Genomic DNA, 18428 nt, shown 5'->3' on the forward strand with positions numbered 1-18428 from the left:
CCGGGAGGGTGCGCGGGCCGAGGTCGTCGCGGGCGGGCGGGGGTGCCAGACGCACGGTGGCGCCCAGGACGCTGAGCCCGCGCGGGGCGACGACGACCGGCTCCAGGGTGACGGCGACGACCTCCGGATGGTCGTCGACCAGCCGCGACACCCGCAGCAGCAGCTCCTGCAGCGCGGGGGTGTCCACCGGCTCCGAGCCGCGCCAGCCGAACAGCAGGGGGGCCGTGCGGATGGACCGGATCATCGAGACGGCCTCGCGCTCGGTGACGGGGATCAGACGGTGCGCCATGTCGTCGAGCAGCTGGGAGGCCGCTCCGGCGAGCCCGAAGGAGAGCACGGCGCCGGCCGCGGGGTCGATGACCGCGCGGACCAGGGTGTCGACTCCCCGGGGCGCCATCGCCTGCACCACCGGCCGCAGCTGCTCGGGCTCGCCGAAGAGGTCGGTCAGCTCGGCGTAGGTCCGGCGCAGTTGTTCCTCGTCGGCGAGGTCGAGCCGGACGCCGCCCAGGTCGGCGCGGTGCCGCAGATGCGGGGCGGTGGCCTTCAGGGCGACGGGGTAGCCGAGGGTGCGGGCGGCCTCGACGGCGGCCTCGGGGCTGGGGGCGGGCAGGGCGCGGTGGACGTGGATGCCGTACCGGCCGAGCAGCTCGCAGGTCTCCTCCATGCCCAGGGTCAGTCCCTGTCCCCGTGCGAGCAGCCCGTCGATGAGCGCGGCGGCGCCCTTCTCGTCGATGTCCTCGTACTCGGGCACCTTGCCGGGGTCGGCGGCCTCCCGCCGCCACTGGGCGTAGCGGACGGCCTCGGCCAGGGCCCGGACGGCGCGCTCGGCGGCGGGGTAGGCGGTGATGAGACGGGCGCCGGCGCCCCGGGGCCCCTCGGGGGCCGTGCCGGACGGCTGCCCGTTTCCCGGCTCCGTGATCTCCTCCGGTCCCGTTCCGGTCCGGGGCGGCGGGCCGGAGCGCGGTTTCCCGGCGGGCTCCGCGTCCGCGCCGGACGGCGGTGCCCCGTCCGTCCGCGGAGCCGCTCCCGGCCGGCCCGGCCGGGTCTGCTGCGGGCCCGTGCTGGCGGCCGCCGACAGGGCCCCGGCCAGGCCGCCGAACTCGACGTGGACGACCAGCACCGGCTTGTGGGGCACCGTCTCCGCGGCCGAGCGCAGGGCCTCGGCCAGGGCCGCGTCCCCGGCGGCGCCCTCGCCCACGGCCGGGATCGCCGTGACGACCACGGCGTCGGTGGTCTCGTCGGCGAGGGCCCGGCACAGGGCCCGCCGGAAGTCCTCCGGCGACGCCTCCGTCGTCAGGTCCTGCGGCGGCTGCGGACGCAGGCCCTCGGCGAGGCAGCGGTCGTAGGTGAGCACTCCCAGCGACTCGGAGTTGCCGAGGATCGCCACCCGCGGGCCGGGCGGCAGCGGCTGCCGGGCGAGCAGCAGACCGGTGTCGACCAGTTCGGTGATGGTGTCCACGCAGATCACGCCGACCTGCCGCAACAGCGCGGCGACCGTCGCGCGCGGCAGCCGCGTCCCCCGCACCGCGTGCCCCTGCGGGGTGGTCCCCGAGCCCTGCACCACGACCAGCGGCTTCACCGCCGCCGTACGCCGGGCCAGGCGGACGAACTTGCGCGGGTTGCCGATGGACTCCAGGTACATCAGGGCGACGTCGGTGTCGGGGTCGTCGTACCAGAACTGGATGACGTCGTTGCCGGAGACGTCCGCCCGGTTGCCCGCCGACACGAAGGTCGACACGCCCGTGACGCCGGTGACCCCGCCGCCGCGCCGGTGCAGCCGGGACAGCAGCGCGATGCCGATCGCCCCGGACTGCGCGAACAGCCCGATGCGGCCGGGCCGCGGCATCTCGGGGGCGAGGGAGGCGTTCAGCCGTACGTCCGGCGAGGTGTTGATGACCCCGAAGGTGTTCGGCCCGAGAAGGCGCATGCCGTACGCGCGCGCGTGCCGCACCAGGGCGCGCTGGCGCTCGCGTCCCTCGGGGCCGCTCTCGGCGTACCCGGCGGAGATCACGACGAGTCCCCGCACGCCGTGCTCGCCGCACTCGGTGACGACCTCCGGGACACGGTCGGCCGGCACGGCGACGACGGCGAGGTCGACGGGCTCGCCGATGTCCCGCACCGAGCGGTGGGCGGGTACGCCGTCGATCTCCTCGCAGCCCTCGTCGAAGGCCCGGTTCACGGCGTGGAGCCGTCCGGTGAACCCTCCGTTGCGGATGTTGTCGAGGATGCTGCGGCCCACGCCCCCGGGCGCGCGGCCCACACCGACGACGGCGACGGAGCCGGGCGCCAGCAGCCGCCGGACCGACCGTGCCTCGGCGCGCTGCTCCCGTGCGCGCTGCACGGCCAGGGAGCGGTCGGTCGGCTCGAGGTCCAGCTCCAGGCGTACGACGCCGTCCTCGAAGCTGCGCTTCTGGGTGTACCCGGCGTCCGTGAACACCTTGATCATCTTGGTGTTGGCGGGCAGCACCTCGGCGCTGAAGCGGCGGATGCCGCGCTCGCGGGCGACGGCCGCGATGTGCTCCAGGAGCGCGGAGGCGACCCCGCGTCCCTGGTGGGCGTCCTGCACCAGGAAGGCGACCTCGGCCTCGTCGGAGGGCCCCGAGGCGGGCCGGCCGTCGGCGCCGACGCGGTCGTAGCGCACGGTGGCGATGAACTCGCCGCCGATCGTGGCCGCCAGTCCCACCCGGTCCACGTAGTCGTGGTGCGTGAAGCGGTGGACGTCCTTCGCGGACAGGCGCGGATAGGGCGCGAAGAAGCGGTAGTACTTCGACTCGTCCGACACCTTCTCGTAGAAGCTGACCAGACGGTCGGCGTCGTCGGGGGTGATGGGGCGGATCCGCGCGGTGCCGCCGTCCCGCAGCACCACGTCGGCTTCCCAGTGGGCGGGGTACTCGTGCCGGTCCGGCGAGGTCTGCATGGGCCCAGCGTACGGCCAGGGTCCTTCGCGCGGACCACGGCGGACCGGCGAGCGGCAGTCCCGGTCCGGGGCACCTCTCCCCCGTCCTTCGGGCGGCGGGACCGCAGAGGGCGGGGCCCTGCCGGCCGGCGGCCGTGCGGCGGGGTGCGGTGCCAAAACCCGCGGGACCCATGGCCCCGGACGCTCCGCCGAACGGCCTTGGCGTTCGGCGGCCGGGGAAGGCAGGCTGTGGGGGACGCGTCGGACCGAGGCCGCGGTCCGACGCCCCGGAGCGGAGCACGCGCCCCTCCGGACGGCTCATGTATGGAAAACTGGTCTAGACAACCCTGGACACCTGAAGGGCAGCATCACATGGCTGAGCGCCGCGTCACCGTCGGCTGGGCCGAGGGCCTCCACGCCCGCCCCGCCTCCATCTTCGTCCGGGCCGCCACGGCCGCAGGCATCCCCGTGACGATCGCCAAGGCCGACGGCGCCCCCGTCAACGCGGCCTCCATGCTGGCCGTGCTGGGCCTTGGCGCCAAGGGGGGCGAGGAGGTCGTCCTGGCCTCCGACGCCGAGGGCGCGGACGACGCGCTGGACCGGCTGGCCAAGCTGGTCTCCGAGGGGCTCGAGGAGCTTCCCGAGACGGTCTGACCCCCGGCGGCCCCGGTCTCACCAGCGGAGCCGTGCCGCCTCTCCGGGCGGCACGGCTCCGCTGGCGCATGCCACCCGTGCGCGGCCGTCCCCGGGGCGGCGCGCCGGGCGTGCCGGACGGATGTCAGAGGGACACCCCGTGCTGGCGCAGGTAGGCCACGGGGTCGACGTCGGAGCCGTACTCCGGGGTCGCACGGACCTCGAAGTGCAGATGCGCTCCGGTGACGTTGCCGGTGGCGCCGGACAGACCGATCTGCTGGCCGGGGGCGACCGTCTGGCCCACCGAGACGCCGATGGACGACAGATGGGCGTACTGGGTGTACATGCCGTCGGCCATCCTGATCACGACCTGGTTGCCGTACGCCCCGCCCCAGCCGGCCTGGACGACGGTGCCGGCGCCGACCGCGTGGACGGGGGTGCCGCTCGCGGCGGGGAAGTCGATGCCGGTGTGGGAGCCGGAGGACCACAGGAAGCCGCCGCTTCCGTAGCCGGTGGAGACATGGGAGCCGGGGATCGGCAGCACGAAGGTGTTCAGACGCCTGCGCTCGGCCTCACGGGCGGCGCGCTCCTTGGCCTCGCGCTCCTTCTTTGCCTGCTCCGCGGCCTTCCTCCGGGCGGTCTGCTCGGCCAGCTTCTGCCGGGCGGCCTGCTCCTGGGCGGCGGCCTGGGCGGCGATCTCCTCGGCGACGCTGTCGCCGATGGTGACGACCGGGGTCAGGCCGGTGCTCTCGGCGGGGGCCTCGGCGGCGAGGGCCGGGGAGGCGGCGAGCGTACCGACGACGCCGGTGCCGGTCAGGGCCGCGACGCCCGCCGCGCGGGCGGTGGTGCGGTGCATCCGGCTGGGCCGGCGGTGCTTCCCGGGGGCGCGGGTGAACGCCATGTGGACGCTGGTCCTTTCCTTCCCTGTCGCCTGCCGGGCCGATGGCGGGTCCCCAGGACGCTCCGGCCCCGGGGAATCCGGAGCAGGCCGGAGCGGATGAGGTCTCCCGCGGGCGCCCCCGCAGCGGGCGCGGGCGTCCGGCTCGCCCCGGGAACCCGGATCCCTCCCCTTTCCGGGGATCTTGGCCTCTCCCGCCGCGGGGGCGGCGCCAGGGAGGGCGGGTCCCGGCCCCCCCGGCTCACGCCGTACGGGGACGCGGCGACGGCTGTCCGGTGCCGCGGGTGCGGCGCACTGCCCGACGAACAGCCGGACCGACGCTAGACGGGACCGCCTTCGATTCCCAAACAAAACAGGGGTTTTGTAGCACAAACCACAGGGCAGAGGGCACAGTATCCTTCATTTCGGACGCAAGCCGCACAACTTCGGACAACTTCGAAGCAATTCCGAAGAACCAGGGGCCCTGGAGGCGTCTCCGCCTCCAGGGCCCCGCGCGCATGCCGTTGCCCGGCGTTACTCGGCCGCCACCACGGTGACGGGACCGATGCCGAGCGCCTCGACGGGCTCCTTGATCTGCGCGGCGTCACCGACGAGGACGGTCACCAGCCGGTCCACCGGGAAGGCGCTGACGACGGCCGCGGTGGCCTCCACCGTGCCGGTGGCGGCGAGCTGCTGATAGAGCGTCGCCTGGTAGTCGTCGGGCAGGTGCTGCTCGACCTGGTCGGCCAGCGTGCTCGCCACGGCGGCCGCCGTCTCGTACTTCAGCGGCGCCACCCCGACGAGGTTCTGCACGGCGACGTCCCGCTCGGCGTCGGTCAGCCCCTCGGCGGCGAGCTTGCGCAGCACCGTGAAGAGGTCCTCCAGGGCCGGGCCGGTGTTCGGCGTGTCGACCGAGCCGCTGATGGCGAGCATCGCGGCGCCCGAGCCGTCGGGGGCGGAGCGCAGCACCTGGCTGAACGCCCGCACCCCGTAGGTGTAGCCCTTCTCCTCGCGCAGCACGCGGTCCAGGCGGGAGGTGAGGGTGCCGCCCAGACAGTAGGTGCCGAGCACCTGGGCGGGCCACACGCGGTCGTGCCGGTCGGGGCCGATGCGGCCGATGAGCAGCTGCGTCTGGACGGAGCCGGGCCGGTCGACGATGACCACGCGCCCGGTGTCGTCGGCGGTCACCGGCGGCACGGGCCGCGGCTGGGCGGGCATCCCCGTCCAGGCGCCCAGGGTCTCGCCCAGCAGCCCGTCCAGGTCGACGCCGGTGAGATCGCCGACGACCACGGCGGTGGTCGTGGAGGGACGCACGAGCCGGCGGTAGAAGGAGCGGACGGCCGCCGCGTCGATGGCACCGACCGTCTCCTCGGTGCCCTGACGCGGACGCGACATGCGCGAGCCGGCCGGGAACAGCTCCTTGGAGAGCTCCTTGGCGGCGCGGCGGGAGGGGTTGGCCAGCTCGTGCGGGATCTCGTCGAGCCGGTTGCGCACCAGCCGCTCGATCTCGGAGTCGGCGAAGGCGGGCGCCCTGAGGGCGTCGGCCAGCAGGCCGAGCCCCTTGGCCAGCCGGGAGGCCGGGACCTCCAGGCTGAGCCGCACACCGGGGTGGTCGGCGTGGGTGTCCAGGGTGGCGCCCGCACGCTCCAGCTCGGCGGCGAACTCCTCGGCGGAGTGCCGGTCGGTGCCCTCGGAGAAGGCCCGGGCCATGATCGTGGCGACGCCGTCCAGGCCGGGCGGCTCGGCGTCCAGGGGCGCGTTCAGCACCACCTCGACGGCGACGATCTTCTGACCGGGGCGGTGGCAGCGCAGGACCGTCAGACCGTTGTCCAGCGTCCCGCGCTCGGGCGTCGGGAACGCCCACGGCCTGGGCTCGCCCGCCTGGGGCCGGGGGTGGAACTCCATCGTGGCGAGCTCGGTCACTTCGCCGTCTCCTCGGTGTGGTCGGTGGCCGCGGTGTCGGCCCGGTCGGTGGCTGCGGTGGCGGCGGCGCCGGCGTCCTGGGCGTCGTCCGCCGCGGTGGCGGCGGTCGGCTCGTAGACGAGCACCGCGCGGTTGTCGGGACGCAGGCGGGCCCTGGCGATCTCCTGGACCTCCTCGGGGGTCACCTCAAGGACGCGGTCGACGGCGGTCAGGGCCAGCTGCGGGTCGCCGAACAGGACGGCGTACCGGCACAGTTCGTCGGCGCGGCCCGCGACCGTGCCGAGCCGGTCCAGCCACTCGCGCTCCAACTGGGCCTGGGCGCGCTCCATCTCCTCGGCCGTCGGGCCCTCCTCGGCGAACCGGGCGAGCTCCTCGTCGATGGCCGCCTCGATGACGGGGATCCCGACGTCACCGGAGGCCTTCACGTCCAGCCAGCCCATGGAGGGCGCACCGGCCAGCCGCAGCAGGCCGAAGCCGGCGGTGACGGCGGTGCGGTCGCGGCGCACCAGCCGGTTGTAGAGGCGGGAGGACTCGCCGCCGCCGAGGATGGTGAGGGCGAGGTCGGCCGCGTCGCACGCGCGCGTGCCGTCGTGCGGGAGCCGGTAGGCGGCCATCAGGGCGCGGGCCGGGACGTCCTCCTCGACGACCTCGCGCAGCTGCTCGCCGATGACCTCGGGCAGGGAGCCGTCGCGCGGCTCGGGCTTGCCGTCGTGGGACGGGATGGAGCCGAAGTACTTCTCGATCCAGGCGAGCGTCTGCTCCGGGTCGATGTCGCCGACGACCGCCAGAACGGCGTTGTTGGGGGCGTAGTACGTCCGGAAGAACTGCCGGGCGTCCTCCAGGGTGGCCGCGTCGAGGTCCTCCATGGACCCGATCGGCGTGTGGTGGTACGGGTGGCCCTCCGGGTAGGCGAGGGCGGTCAGCTTCTCGAAGGCGGTGCCGTAGGGGACGTTGTCGTAGCGCTGGCGGCGCTCGTTCTTGACGACGTCCCGCTGGTTCTCCAGGGACTCCTCGTCCAGCGCCACGAGCAGGGAGCCCATGCGGTCGGCCTCCAGCCAGAGGGCGAGCTCGAGCTGGTGGGCGGGCATGGTCTCGAAGTAGTTGGTGCGCTCGAAGCTGGTGGTGCCGTTGAGCGAGCCGCCCGCGCCCTGCACCAGCTCGAAGTGCCCGTTGCCCTTGACCTGGGCGGAGCCCTGGAACATCAGGTGCTCGAAGAGGTGTGCCAGGCCGGTGCGTCCCTTGACCTCGTGGCGCGAGCCGACGTCGTACCAGAGGCACACCGCCGCGACCGGGGTCAGGTGGTCCTCGGAGAGCACCACGCGCAGGCCGTTGGCCAGGCGGTGCTCGGTCGCTGTCAGGCCGCCGGAGCCTGCCTCGGCTGTGGCCGTGTGACCCATGGGCATGTATGTCCCTTCGATCGCGAGGGCGATTCGCGAACCGCCCGTTTCCTGCCGGTCCTGCCACTGTATGCAAGCGCGCGGATCCCTGGCGAAGTTCCCGGAGGCCGTACGCCGAGAGCGAGATCGACGGCGGGCCGGGCGGGCCGCCGGGCGTGCTCCGGGGCGCGGCGGGTGCGGTGAGCTCCGGCGGCCGCACCGGGCGGTCCGCGGCGGGGACGTCCGGCCCCGCGCACCGGCGCCCCGGTACGGTGGAGCAGAGACCGGTGGGGCGGGGGCTGATCAGGGTTGTCGGTCGGGCGTTCCACAATGGTCCGCGTCAGATCCCGTCACGCCTCACTCAGCAAGGAGCCGGCAGCGATGGCCCGCCGCAGCACGAAGACCCCGCCGCCCGACGACTCGTACGAGGAGAAGATCCTCGACATCGACGTCGTGGACGAAATGCAGGGCTCCTTTCTCGAGTACGCGTACTCGGTCATCTACTCCCGCGCCCTGCCGGACGCCCGGGACGGTCTCAAGCCGGTGCACCGCCGCATCGTCTACCAGATGAACGAGATGGGCCTGCGCCCCGACCGCGGCTACGTCAAGTGCGCCCGTGTCGTCGGCGAGGTCATGGGCAAGCTGCACCCGCACGGCGACGCGTCGATCTACGACGCCCTCGTGCGGATGGCGCAGCCCTTCTCCATGCGCGTCCCCCTGGTCGACGGCCACGGCAACTTCGGCTCGCTGGGCAACGACGACCCGCCCGCCGCCATGCGGTACACCGAGTGCCGCATGGCCGAGGCGACGTCCCTGATGACGGAGTCCATCGACGAGGACACCGTCGACTTCGTCCCCAACTACGACGGCCAGCAGCAGGAGCCGGTCGCCCTGCCGGCCGCCTTCCCCAACCTGCTGGTCAACGGCGCGTCGGGCATCGCCGTCGGCATGGCCACGAACATGCCCCCGCACAACCTCAACGAGGTCATCGCGGCCGCCCGTCATCTGATCCGCCATCCGAACGCGGACCTGGACGCCCTGATGAAGCACATCCCGGGGCCCGATCTGCCCACCGGCGGCCGGATCGTCGGGCTGTCCGGGATCAGGGACGCCTATGCGACGGGCCGCGGCACCTTCAAGATGCGTGCGACGGTCTCGGTGGAGAACGTGACGGCGCGCCGCAAGGGACTGGTCGTCACCGAGCTGCCCTTCTCCGTGGGTCCGGAGAAGGTCGTCGCCAAGATCAAGGACCTGATCAACGCGAAGAGGCTCCAGGGCATCGCCGACGTCAAGGACCTCACCGACCGCGAGCACGGCCTGCGCCTGGTCATCGAGATCAAGAACGGCTTCGTACCGGAGGCCGTCCTGGAGCAGCTCTACAAGCTGACGCCGATGGAGGAGTCCTTCGGCATCAACAACGTCGCCCTGGTCGACGGCCAGCCCGTCACGCTGGGCCTCAAGGAGCTTCTGCAGGTCTACCTCGACCACCGCTTCGAGGTCGTGCGGCGCCGCAGCGAGCACCGCCGCGGCAAGCGGCGCGACCGGCTGCACCTGGTCGAGGGCCTGCTCACCGCGCTGGTGGACATCGACGAGGTCATCCGCCTCATCCGCTCCAGCGAGAACTCCGCGCAGGCCAAGGAGCGTCTGATGGAACGCTTCTCGCTGAGCGAGGTCCAGACCCAGTACATCCTCGACACCCCGCTGCGCCGTCTGACCAAGTACGACCGCCTCGAACTGGAGGAGGAGAAGGAGCAGCTCCTCAAGGAGATCGAGCGGCTGACCCGGATCCTGGAGTCGGACGCGGAGCTGCGCAAGCTGGTCTCGAGCGAACTGGCCGCCGTCGCCAAGAAGTTCGGCACCCCCCGGCGCACGGTGCTGCTGGAGGCGCCCGACACCCGGGCCGCCTCGCTGCCGCTGCAGGTGGAGGACGCCCCGTGCCGTGTCCTGCTGTCCTCCACGGGTCTGCTGGCCCGTACGGCGAACGACGCCCCGCTGTCGCAGGACGCGGACGGCAAGCGGCACAAGCACGACGTGATCGTCTCGGCGGTCCCGGCGACCGCCCGCGGCGAGGTGGGTGTGGTGACCTCCGCCGGCCGTCTGCTGCGGGTGAACGTCATCGACCTGCCCCAGCTGCCGGAGACGGCCCCGGCGGCGAACCTCTCGGGCGGCGCGCCCCTGGCGGAGTTCGTCACCCTGCAGGACGACGAGAAGGTGCTCTGCCTGACCACGCTGAGCGAGTCGTCGCCGGGTCTGGCGCTCGGCACCGAACAGGGCGTCGTCAAGCGTGTGGTCCCCGACTACCCCGCGAACAAGGAGGAGTTGGAGGTCATCACCCTCAAGGAGGGCGACCGGATCGTCGGCGCGACCGAGCTGCGCACCGGTGAGGAGGACCTGGTCTTCATCACGGACGACGCCCAGCTGCTGCGCTACCCGGCCTCCCTGGTCCGCCCGCAGGGCCGCCCGGCCGGCGGCATGGCCGGCATCAAGCTCTCCCAGGGCGCCAAGGTCATCTCGTTCACGGCCGTCGACCCGTCCTCGGACGCGGTGGTCGTCACCGTCGCCGGTTCGCGCGGAACGCTGGACGACTCCGTGCAGACGACGTGCAAGGTCACCCCGTTCGACCAGTTCCCGCGCAAGGGCCGGGCGACCGGCGGTGTCCGCTGCCAGCGGTTCCTGAAGGGCGAGGACTGTCTGTCCTTCGCCTGGGCGGGTGCCGCGCCCGCCCGGGCCGCCCAGAAGAACGGCAGCCCGGCCGAGCTCCCGGACATCGACCCGCGCCGCGACGGCTCGGGTGTGTCGCTGCCGAAGACGGTGACCGCGGTGGCGGGTCCGGTCTAAGCCGGAGGACCCTGCGGGTACGGGTCCTCGAGGTCCGGGTCCTCGACGACCAGAGCTCCGGTGTCCGGGTCCTCCACGTCCGGGTCCCCGGAGCCCCGCACATAGCGAAGGACGCCCCACATGCCGTGCTCGTCGGCGTGCGGGGCGTCGTTCTTGCACGCCTCCAGCTCCTTGCCGAGGGTGTCCGCGTCGATGCCGGAGCCGATGAGCACGAGCCGGGTGAGGCGGGGCTCGCCGGCGGGCCAGGGCTCGGGGTAGAAGCGCAGGAACCGGCCCACGGCGTGCACGGCGTAGCGGTTGCGGGGGTCGTGGGGGCCGAAGTCGACGTATCCCTTGATCCGGTAGAGCCCGTCGGGGCGGCTGTCGAGGAACCGCATCAGCCGGCGGGGGTCGAGCGGCACGTCGGCGACGAAGGAGAGGCTGTCGTAGCCGGTGTGCAGATGCCCGTGGCCGTCGTCCCCGGTGTGCTCGGTGTGCTCGTGCAGATCGTCGAAGGACAGCTGCCCGATGCGCTCCCGGCTGGGCCTGCGGTCGAAGAGGAACTCGGGGTCGACACGGCCGTAGGAGGCCGGGACGACGGCGGCCCCGTCGGCGAGGGACCGTACGAGCCCGAGCACCCTTTCCAGGTCGGCGGCCCGGTCGGCCTTGTTGACGACGACGAGGTCGGCGAGCGCGAGATGCCGGTCGAGCTCGGGGTGCCGGGTGCGGGTGGCGTCGAACTCGGCGGCGTCGACGACCTCCACGAGCCCGCCGTAGACGACCCGGGGGTTGTCGCTGGCCAGCACCATGCGGACGAGCTGCTGGGGCTCGGCGAGTCCGCTGGCCTCGATCACGACGACGTCGATGCCGGCGGCGGGGGCGGTGAGCCGTTCGAGGTACAGGTCGAGCTCACTGGCGTCGACCGCGCAGCACAGGCAGCCGTTGCCGAGGGAGACGGTGGAGTCCCCGAGCGCTCCCGCGACCGCCATGGCGTCGATCTCGATGGCGCCGAAGTCGTTGACGATCGCACCGATACGGGTGCCGCCGCTGTGGTGGAGAAGGTGGTTGAGCAGCGTGGTCTTCCCCGAGCCGAGGAACCCGGCGAGGACGACGACGGGGATCTGCGCCAGGGCGGGGCCCGGGACCGCGCTCTGGTTCGGATTCCGGTTCGGCTGGCTCACCGTGCGACCTCTCTCACACCGATGCGTGCACCGGATCACCTCATCGGCGCACGCGGGAGGAATCGGGAAGGGACAGGAAGGACAAACGACGATCAAGGATACGAGCCGCCCGCCACCGGCCGGTTCCCGCAAGGGCGCCCGGAGCGGTTCACTCCTCCGGGCGGAGGCCGTCGGGCTCAAGTCAGGTTAGGCTCACCTGTGTGAGTATGTGCTCGACCGCTTCCCGGCAGCTCGACGAGCCGCTGGCCGCCACCGCGCCCGCGGCGACGACATGGCTGCTGCTGGAGCAGCCCGGTCCCTGGGGCGGCAAGGCGCTCACCTCGAGTCATCTGGACCCCGCTGTCGGCCGTGCACTGGAGCGGGCCGCGCGGGGCACCGGTGTCCGTGTCGCCCTCATCCGCCGTCCCGGCCACCACCCCGACCGCCGCACGGCGTCCGCACGGCAGGTGTACGCGGCCCACACCGTTCCGGGGAACACATGGCTGCACAGCGCCATGACGGCCGCTCCGGAACAGCTGCTCGACCTCGATCTCGCCGCACTGGGCCAGGGGGACCCCCACACCTTCGACGCAACGCTGCAGGGCGCGCCCCACACGGGCGATCCGCTCACCCTCGTCTGCACCAACGGCAAGCGCGACCGGTGCTGCGCCCTTCTCGGCCGGCCTCTCGCGGCCGAGCTCGCCTCCTCCGGGGTCCACGGGGTCTGGGAGATCACGCACCTGGGCGGTCACCGCTTCGCACCGACGGTCCTCGTGCTGCCGTACGGCTATGCGTACGGGCGGGCCGAGGCGCACACCGTCAAGGAGGTCCTGCACGGTGTGCGGGAGGACCGGGTGGTCCTCGAGGGCTGCCGGGGCCGTACGTCCTGGGAGCGGCCCGGGCAGGCCGCGGAGCTGGCCGTGCGGCAAGCGGTGGGCGAGTACCGGGCGGACGCGCTGGGCGTCGTCCGCACCGACGGCGCCGCGCCCCGCTGGGAGGTGACCGTCGCCCATGCCGACGGGCGTCGCTGGCAGGTGACCGTGGCCCAGGAGACCGCCCGGACGCCCCGGCCGGAGAGCTGTGGCGCGTCGGTGCTGGGCGAGCCGGCGCACATGGTCGTGGTCGCCGTTCGCGAACCGGCGGACGCCCGGCTCGTCGGCTGACGGCCCCGCCATACGGGCGAAAAGCCCGCACCCCGCCCCTCACGCCCGTCCCGCACGCCTCGACGGGTGCGACGAGCAGGTCCGGTGCCCTTGGGCGGCTCCTGGTGTCCGACGTGTCCCGGCCCGTGTTGTGCAGTGCTACGGCCGGTACGGCGGTACGGCCGCGGCCCCGGCCGTCGTCACACGGCGCCCGCTCCCGTCAGCGACCGCACCTCCGTCTCCGCGTGCTTGGCCTCGTCCGGCGGTTCGGAGGAGGTGACGGTGCCGAGCCAGCCGGCGAGGAATCCGAGCGGCACGGAGACGATGCCCGGGTTCTCCAGCGGGAAGAGCTGGAAGTCGACGCCCGGGAAGAGGGAGTCGGGGCTTCCGGAGACCACCGGGGAGAACACGACGAGCACCAGGGCGGGAATCAGTCCGCCGTAGACGGACCACACCGCGCCGCGGGTCGTGAAACCGCGCCAGAACAGCGAGTACAGCAGCACCGGAAGGTTCGCGGAGGCCGCCACGGCGAAGGCGAGCCCCACCAGGAAGGCGACATTGAGGTCGCGGGCGAGCAGACCGAGGGCGATCGCCACCACGCCGATGCCGACCGCGGCGGCACGCGCCACGGCGACCTCGCCGCGCCGCCGGGCGCCACGACGCCGCAGGGAGGCGTACAGGTCGTGGGCCACCGACGCCGAGGAGGCGAGCGTGACCCCGGCGACCACCGCGAGGATCGTGGCGAAGGCGACCGCGGCCACCACCGCGAACAGGACCGTGCCCGCCGTGGAGTCCGCGCCGCCGCCCAGGTCGAGGGCCAGCAGCGGGACCGCGGTGTTCCCGGCCGCGTTGGACTCCCGCAGGGCCTCCGGCCCGACGATCGCCGCCGCGCCGAAACCGAGGACGATCGCCATCAGGTAGAAGCCGCCGATGAGCCCGATGGACCAGATCGCCGACCGCCGGGCGGCCCGTGCGGTCGGCACGGTGTAGAAGCGGGACAGGATGTGCGGCAGCCCGGCCGTGCCGAGCACCAGCGCCAGTCCGAGGCTGACGAAGTCCAGGCGCGCGGTCAGGTCCCCGCCGTACTTCAGTCCGGGGGCCAGGAAGGCGTCGCCGTGTCCGCTGCGCTCGGCCGCGGTGAGCAGCAGGCCGTCCAGGTCGCCGTGGAACCTGACCAGGACGAGCACGGTCAGCACCACGGTTCCGCCCATCATCAGGGCCGCCTTGACGATCTGGATCCAGGTGGTGGCCCGCATCCCGCCCATCGACACATAGATCACCATCAGGGCGCCGACGCCGATGACGGTCCAGGCCCGCGCTCCCCCGCCGGTCCGGCCGAGGAGCAGCGCCACCAGGCTGCCCGCGCCCACCATCTGGGCCACCAGGTACAGCACGGAGACGGTGACCGAGGAGGTTCCCGCCGCGATCCGCACCGGCCGCTCGCTCATCCGGGACGCGACCACGTCGGCGAGCGTGAACCGTCCGCAGTTGCGGACCAGTTCGGCGACGAGGAACAGCACCACCAGCCAGGCCACGAGGAAGCCCACGACATACAGCACCCCGTCGTAGCCGAACAGCGCGATCAGCCCGGGAACGCCCAGGAAGGAGGCGGCCGACACATAGTCGCCCGCGACGGCGAAGCCGTTCTCCATGGGCGAGAACAGCCGCCCGCCCGCGTAGAACTCCTCCTCCGAGCCCTGCCGGTTGCGGCTCACCCAGGTGGTGATCCCCAGGGTGATGGCGACGAACACGCTGAACAGCAGCAGCGCCAGCGTCTGATGGTTCCCGGTCATGACACACCGTCCCGGACCCCGCGCGTCAGTTCCTGTGTGTCCCACCGCAGTTCGAGCGCCGCCCGGTCCCGGCGCAGCCGTGCGTGCCGGGCGTAGGCCCAGGCGAGGAGGAAGGTGCTGAGGAACTGTCCCAGGCCGGCCAGCATCGCCACGTTCACCGCGCCCGCCACCGGCCGCGCCATGAAGCCGGGCGCGGCCGTCGCCGTCACGACGTACGCCGCGTACCAGACGAGGAAGACGGCGACCGCCGGGACGACGAACCGCCGGTACCGGCTGCGCACCTCCTGGAACGCCGCGCTGCGCTGCACCTCGAGGTACACCTCGGCCGCCGCGGTGCCGCCGGCCGGCCCGGTCCGGCCCTCGCGGCGGGCCGCCGGCACCGGTGCGGAAGGAACCGCGGGGCCGTCCCCCTCTCCCCAGCCGGAGGCCAGGGCGTCGTACCAGGGGTCGCGATACCTCATGTCCTCCGCGCCCTCAAGGGGACGGCCGTTGCTGAACTGCATGCCCAAGGATGGACAGAACGGGAAGATCCCTGACTTCTCTTCTCCGCGCTCTTCACCCCATCAGGTGATTCGGCATGCGGCAGGCACCCCCGCACGCGAAGGCCGGCACATCGGCGTGCGTGCCGATGCGCCGGCCTGCATGCCGGTGTGACGGCCTACACGTCGATGCGCGAGCGGTCCAGCGTCGCGGCCGAGCTCGCGATGAACTCCTTGCGGGGCGCCACGTCGTTGCCCATCAGGAGCTCGAAGATCTGCTCGGCGGCCTCGAGGTCGGAGATGTTGATCCGGCGCAGGGTGCGGTAGCGCGGGTCCATGGTCGTCTCGGCCAGCTGGTCGGCGTCCATCTCGCCGAGGCCCTTGTACCGCTGGATCGTGTCCTTGTACCGGATCTTCTTGCTCTGGAACTCCAGGAGCTTCTCGCGCAGTTCGCGGTCCGAGTAGGTGTAGACGTACTTGCTCTGGCCCCTCTTCGGCTGGACCAGCTCGATGCGGTGCAGCGGCGGCACCGCGGCGAACACCCGGCCCGCCTCGACCATGGGCCGCATGTAGCGGTGGAACAGGGTCAGGAGCAGGGTCCGGATGTGGGAGCCGTCCACGTCGGCGTCGGTCATCATGATGACCTTGCCGTAGCGCGCGGCGTCCAGGTCGAAGGTCCGGCCCGACCCGGCCCCTATCACCTGGATGATCGCGCCGCACTCGGCGTTCTTCAGCATGTCCGCGACGGACGACTTCTGGACGTTGAGGATCTTGCCGCGGATCGGCAGCAGCGCCTGGAACTCGGAGTTCCGTGCCAGCTTCGCCGTACCGAGCGCCGAGTCCCCCTCGACGATGAACAGCTCGCTGCGCTCGACGTCGTCGCTGCGGCAGTCGGCGAGCTTGGCCGGCAGCGAGGAGGACTCCAGGGCCGTCTTGCGGCGCTGTGCGTCCTTGTGCTGGCGGGCGGCGATGCGCGTACGGGCGGCGGCGACGGCCTTCTCCAGCACCATGCGCGCCTGCTGTGCGGCGTCGCGCTTGGTGGACGTCAGGAACGCCTTGAGTTCCTTGGAGACGATGTTGTTCACGATGCGGCGGGCCGCCGAGGTGCCGAGGACCTCCTTGGTCTGGCCCTCGAACTGCGGCTCGGCGAGACGGACCGTGACGACCGCGGTGAGGCCCTCCAGGGCGTCGTCCTTGACGATGTCGTCCTCGGCGACGCGCAGCAGCTTCTTGGACCGCAGCACCTCGTTCAGGGTCTTGGTGACGGCCTGCTCGAAGCCCGCGACATGGGTGCCGCCCTTGGGGGTGGCGATGATGTTGACGAAGGACCGGACCGTGGTGTCGTAGCCGGTTCCCCAGCGCAGCGCGACGTCCACGCCGAGCTCACGGGTGACCTCGGTGGGCGTCATCTGGCCGCGCTCGTCGAGGACCGGGACCGTCTCCTTGAAGGTGCCCTGCCCGGTGATGCGGAGGACGTCGCAGATGGGCCGGTCGTTCGCCAGGTACTCGCAGAACTCGCTGATGCCGCCGTCGTAGCGGAAGGATTCCTCGCCCTTGCTGCCGCCCTCGCCCAGGCCGTACTCGTCGCGGACGATGATGGTCAGCCCGGGCACCAGGAAGGCCGTCTGCCGGGCGCGCTGGTGCAGGATCTCCAGGGAGAGCCTGGCGTCCTTGAGGAAGATCTGGCGGTCGGCCCAGTAGCGCACGCGCGTGCCCGTGCGCGTCTTGGGGATCTTCTTGATCTTGCGCAGACCGTTCTTGGCCTCGAACTTGCTGTCGGCCCCCTCGCCCGCGAACACACCGGGCACGCCGCGCCGGAAGCTGATGGCGTGGGTGTGGCCGTCGCGGTCCACCTCGACGTCCAGCCGGGCGGACAGGGCGTTGACCACGGAGGCGCCGACGCCGTGCAGACCGCCGGAGGCGGCGTACGAGCCGCCGCCGAACTTGCCGCCCGCGTGCAGCTTGGTCATGACGACCTCGACGCCGGACAGGCCCGTCTTGGGCTCGACGTCCACCGGGATGCCGCGGCCGTTGTCCCGCACCTCCACGGAGCCGTCGTCGTGCAGGACGACCTCGATGCGGTCGCAGTAGCCGCCGAGAGCCTCGTCGACGGAGTTGTCGATGATCTCCCACAGGCAGTGCATCAGACCACGGCTGTCGGTGGAGCCGATGTACATGCCCGGGCGCTTGCGCACGGCCTCGAGACCCTCGAGGACGAGCAGGTGCCGCGCCGTGTAGTTGGAGCTGTCCCGGTCTGCTCCTGCCAGCAGCGCTGTGGACGGCACGGACGTCTCGGCGGTCACGCGGTTCGCTCCTCGCTGAATTTCAAGTGGACCCTGATGAACTGGGGCGCGGCTTGGGTCGCCGCTCAGAGGGTACCGAGGCCTGGTAGAGCCCTTGCAACGCAACCCTCGGCAGGGGCCCAGAGTAGTAGAGAGTCGCATGCATGTTCGATGCCTCAAGGGAGTGAAGCACATATCACGTTCCCTTCAGGGGCATGAACCCTTTAGGCTCCGGGCACGTCCTCCTCAACGACCGGCAACCCCGCCGGGGAGGACTCGACCATGATCGACAGCGCGAACCCGTACGACACTTAGAAACGCAATACGGCACATTCGCCGCAAAACCGGCAGCGCCCGGCCGCCCCGGAAAGATTTCCCCGAGAAAAAGCCACGATCGGGAACGTTTGGGGCTGGTTGGATGTTGACCCTGGTACGACAGCTCGTCGAGCTAGAGAAGAGGCGACGTGACTACTGTTCTGACCCCCTCGAGCCCGCTGACGGCCGCTGATCGCTGCGACCGCTGCGGCGCCCAGGCCTACCTGCGCGTCGTCCTGCTCAGCGGCGGAGAACTGCTCTTCTGCGCCCACCACGGTCGCAAGTTCGAGCCGGAACTCAAGAAGATCGCCGCTGAGATACAGGACGAGACGGAACGTCTGACTCCCGGTGGCGCGAACGCGTCCTCCCGCGAGCGCTGACCCTTCGCCCGACGAGCCAGTCCGGCGCAGGCCGGCGAGCGGGCGGCTGCTTCTGGAAAACCAGGAGCGGCCGCCCGTCCTCATGGCCGGCGACGCCGGTCGGACCTCTTCGGGCCGCCCCGCGGCGCCCTGTCGGCGCCGACGCCCCGGACGCCCCCGCGACGCCGTCCGGGCCTAGGGCTTGTCTGGCAAATGATTTTGGTGGGGTGTGCGGAGCCAGAGGATGAGTGACGCAAGGTGGAGTCCGGCCCGGTAGCGGGCGGCCAGTTTGTCGAAGCGGGTCGCTACCGCCCGGAACTGCTTGAGCCGGGCGAAGCAGCGTTCGACGACATTGCGGGCCTTGTACAGCTCACGG

The 18428-nt window shown here is 72.3% G+C and carries 12 protein-coding genes and 1 pseudogene; 4 read left to right on the forward strand and 9 right to left on the reverse strand.

Going from position 1 to position 18428, the window contains the following annotated elements; all coding sequences use genetic code 11:
- The coding region (locus CCN35_RS11605) for a bifunctional acetate--CoA ligase family protein/GNAT family N-acetyltransferase (protein ID WP_086792510.1) at positions 1-2917 on the reverse strand (2917 nt) is incomplete at its 3' end.
- A 351-nt stretch (positions 2918-3268) separates the two neighbouring features.
- Between CCN35_RS11605 and CCN35_RS11610 the strand changes: the two genes are divergently transcribed.
- The gene (locus CCN35_RS11610) at positions 3269-3550 is read left to right on the forward strand and encodes an HPr family phosphocarrier protein (RefSeq protein WP_067393243.1); all 282 of its coding nucleotides are present in this window, start codon (positions 3269-3271) and stop codon (positions 3548-3550) included.
- 124 nt (positions 3551-3674) lie between these two features.
- Here the strand turns inward: CCN35_RS11610 and CCN35_RS11615 are convergent, their stop codons facing one another.
- The 3 genes from CCN35_RS11615 to CCN35_RS11625 all read right to left on the reverse strand — a co-directional run bounded on the left by CCN35_RS11615 (position 3675) and on the right by CCN35_RS11625 (position 7732).
- Positions 3675-4430 carry a M23 family metallopeptidase gene (locus CCN35_RS11615; protein ID WP_067393247.1) on the reverse strand — a complete coding sequence of 252 codons (756 nt, stop codon included), beginning with the start codon at positions 4428-4430 and terminating at the stop codon, positions 3675-3677.
- A gap of 510 nt (positions 4431-4940) precedes the next feature.
- Positions 4941-6329 (reverse strand): M16 family metallopeptidase, encoded by a 1389-nt coding sequence (locus CCN35_RS11620; RefSeq protein WP_067393252.1) that lies wholly within the window; start codon positions 6327-6329, stop codon positions 4941-4943.
- Positions 6326-7732, reverse strand: coding sequence for a M16 family metallopeptidase (locus CCN35_RS11625; RefSeq protein WP_067393258.1), 1407 nt, complete (start codon positions 7730-7732; stop codon positions 6326-6328). Before CCN35_RS11625 ends, CCN35_RS11620 begins: the two co-directional genes overlap by 4 nt.
- A 354-nt stretch (positions 7733-8086) precedes the next feature.
- Between CCN35_RS11625 and CCN35_RS11630 the strand changes: the two genes are divergently transcribed.
- Positions 8087-10543, forward strand: coding sequence for a DNA gyrase/topoisomerase IV subunit A (locus tag CCN35_RS11630; protein ID WP_086792512.1), 2457 nt, complete (start codon positions 8087-8089; stop codon positions 10541-10543).
- On the opposite strand, the gene CCN35_RS11635 is transcribed toward CCN35_RS11630, so the two are convergent.
- Positions 10540-11703 carry a CobW family GTP-binding protein gene (locus tag CCN35_RS11635; protein WP_211285510.1) on the reverse strand — a complete coding sequence of 388 codons (1164 nt, stop codon included), beginning with the start codon at positions 11701-11703 and terminating at the stop codon, positions 10540-10542. The genes CCN35_RS11630 and CCN35_RS11635 overlap by 4 nt on opposite strands.
- Before the next feature lie 200 nt (positions 11704-11903).
- Between CCN35_RS11635 and CCN35_RS11640 the strand changes: the two genes are divergently transcribed.
- Positions 11904-12845, forward strand: a complete 942-nt coding sequence (locus CCN35_RS11640) for a ferredoxin family protein (RefSeq protein ID WP_067393267.1) — start codon at positions 11904-11906, stop codon at positions 12843-12845.
- Positions 12846-13024: 179 nt separating this feature from the next.
- On the opposite strand, the gene CCN35_RS11645 is transcribed toward CCN35_RS11640, so the two are convergent.
- The 3 genes from CCN35_RS11645 to CCN35_RS11655 all read right to left on the reverse strand — a co-directional run bounded on the left by CCN35_RS11645 (position 13025) and on the right by CCN35_RS11655 (position 17399).
- Positions 13025-14617, reverse strand: a complete 1593-nt coding sequence (locus CCN35_RS11645) for a solute symporter family protein (protein ID WP_067393270.1) — start codon at positions 14615-14617, stop codon at positions 13025-13027.
- Positions 14614-15120 carry a DUF485 domain-containing protein gene (locus tag CCN35_RS11650; RefSeq protein ID WP_086792514.1) on the reverse strand — a complete coding sequence of 169 codons (507 nt, stop codon included), beginning with the start codon at positions 15118-15120 and terminating at the stop codon, positions 14614-14616. Before CCN35_RS11650 ends, CCN35_RS11645 begins: the two co-directional genes overlap by 4 nt.
- A gap of 155 nt (positions 15121-15275) precedes the next feature.
- Complete coding sequence (locus tag CCN35_RS11655) at positions 15276-17399, reverse strand: DNA gyrase/topoisomerase IV subunit B (protein WP_067393278.1); 2124 nt, start codon at positions 17397-17399, stop codon at positions 15276-15278.
- A gap of 443 nt (positions 17400-17842) precedes the next feature.
- Between CCN35_RS11655 and CCN35_RS11660 the strand changes: the two genes are divergently transcribed.
- A complete protein-coding gene (locus CCN35_RS11660; RefSeq protein ID WP_067393282.1) occupies positions 17843-18073 on the forward strand; it encodes a DUF7455 domain-containing protein in 231 nt (76 codons plus the stop codon).
- A 174-nt stretch (positions 18074-18247) separates the two neighbouring features.
- Here the strand turns inward: CCN35_RS11660 and CCN35_RS11665 are convergent.
- A pseudogene (locus CCN35_RS11665) lies at positions 18248-18428 on the reverse strand (IS5/IS1182 family transposase); the annotation flags it as partial.

It is taken from the genome of Streptomyces thermovulgaris, from assembly GCF_002155915.1.
Classification (GTDB): Bacteria; Actinomycetota; Actinomycetes; order Streptomycetales; family Streptomycetaceae; genus Streptomyces; species Streptomyces thermovulgaris.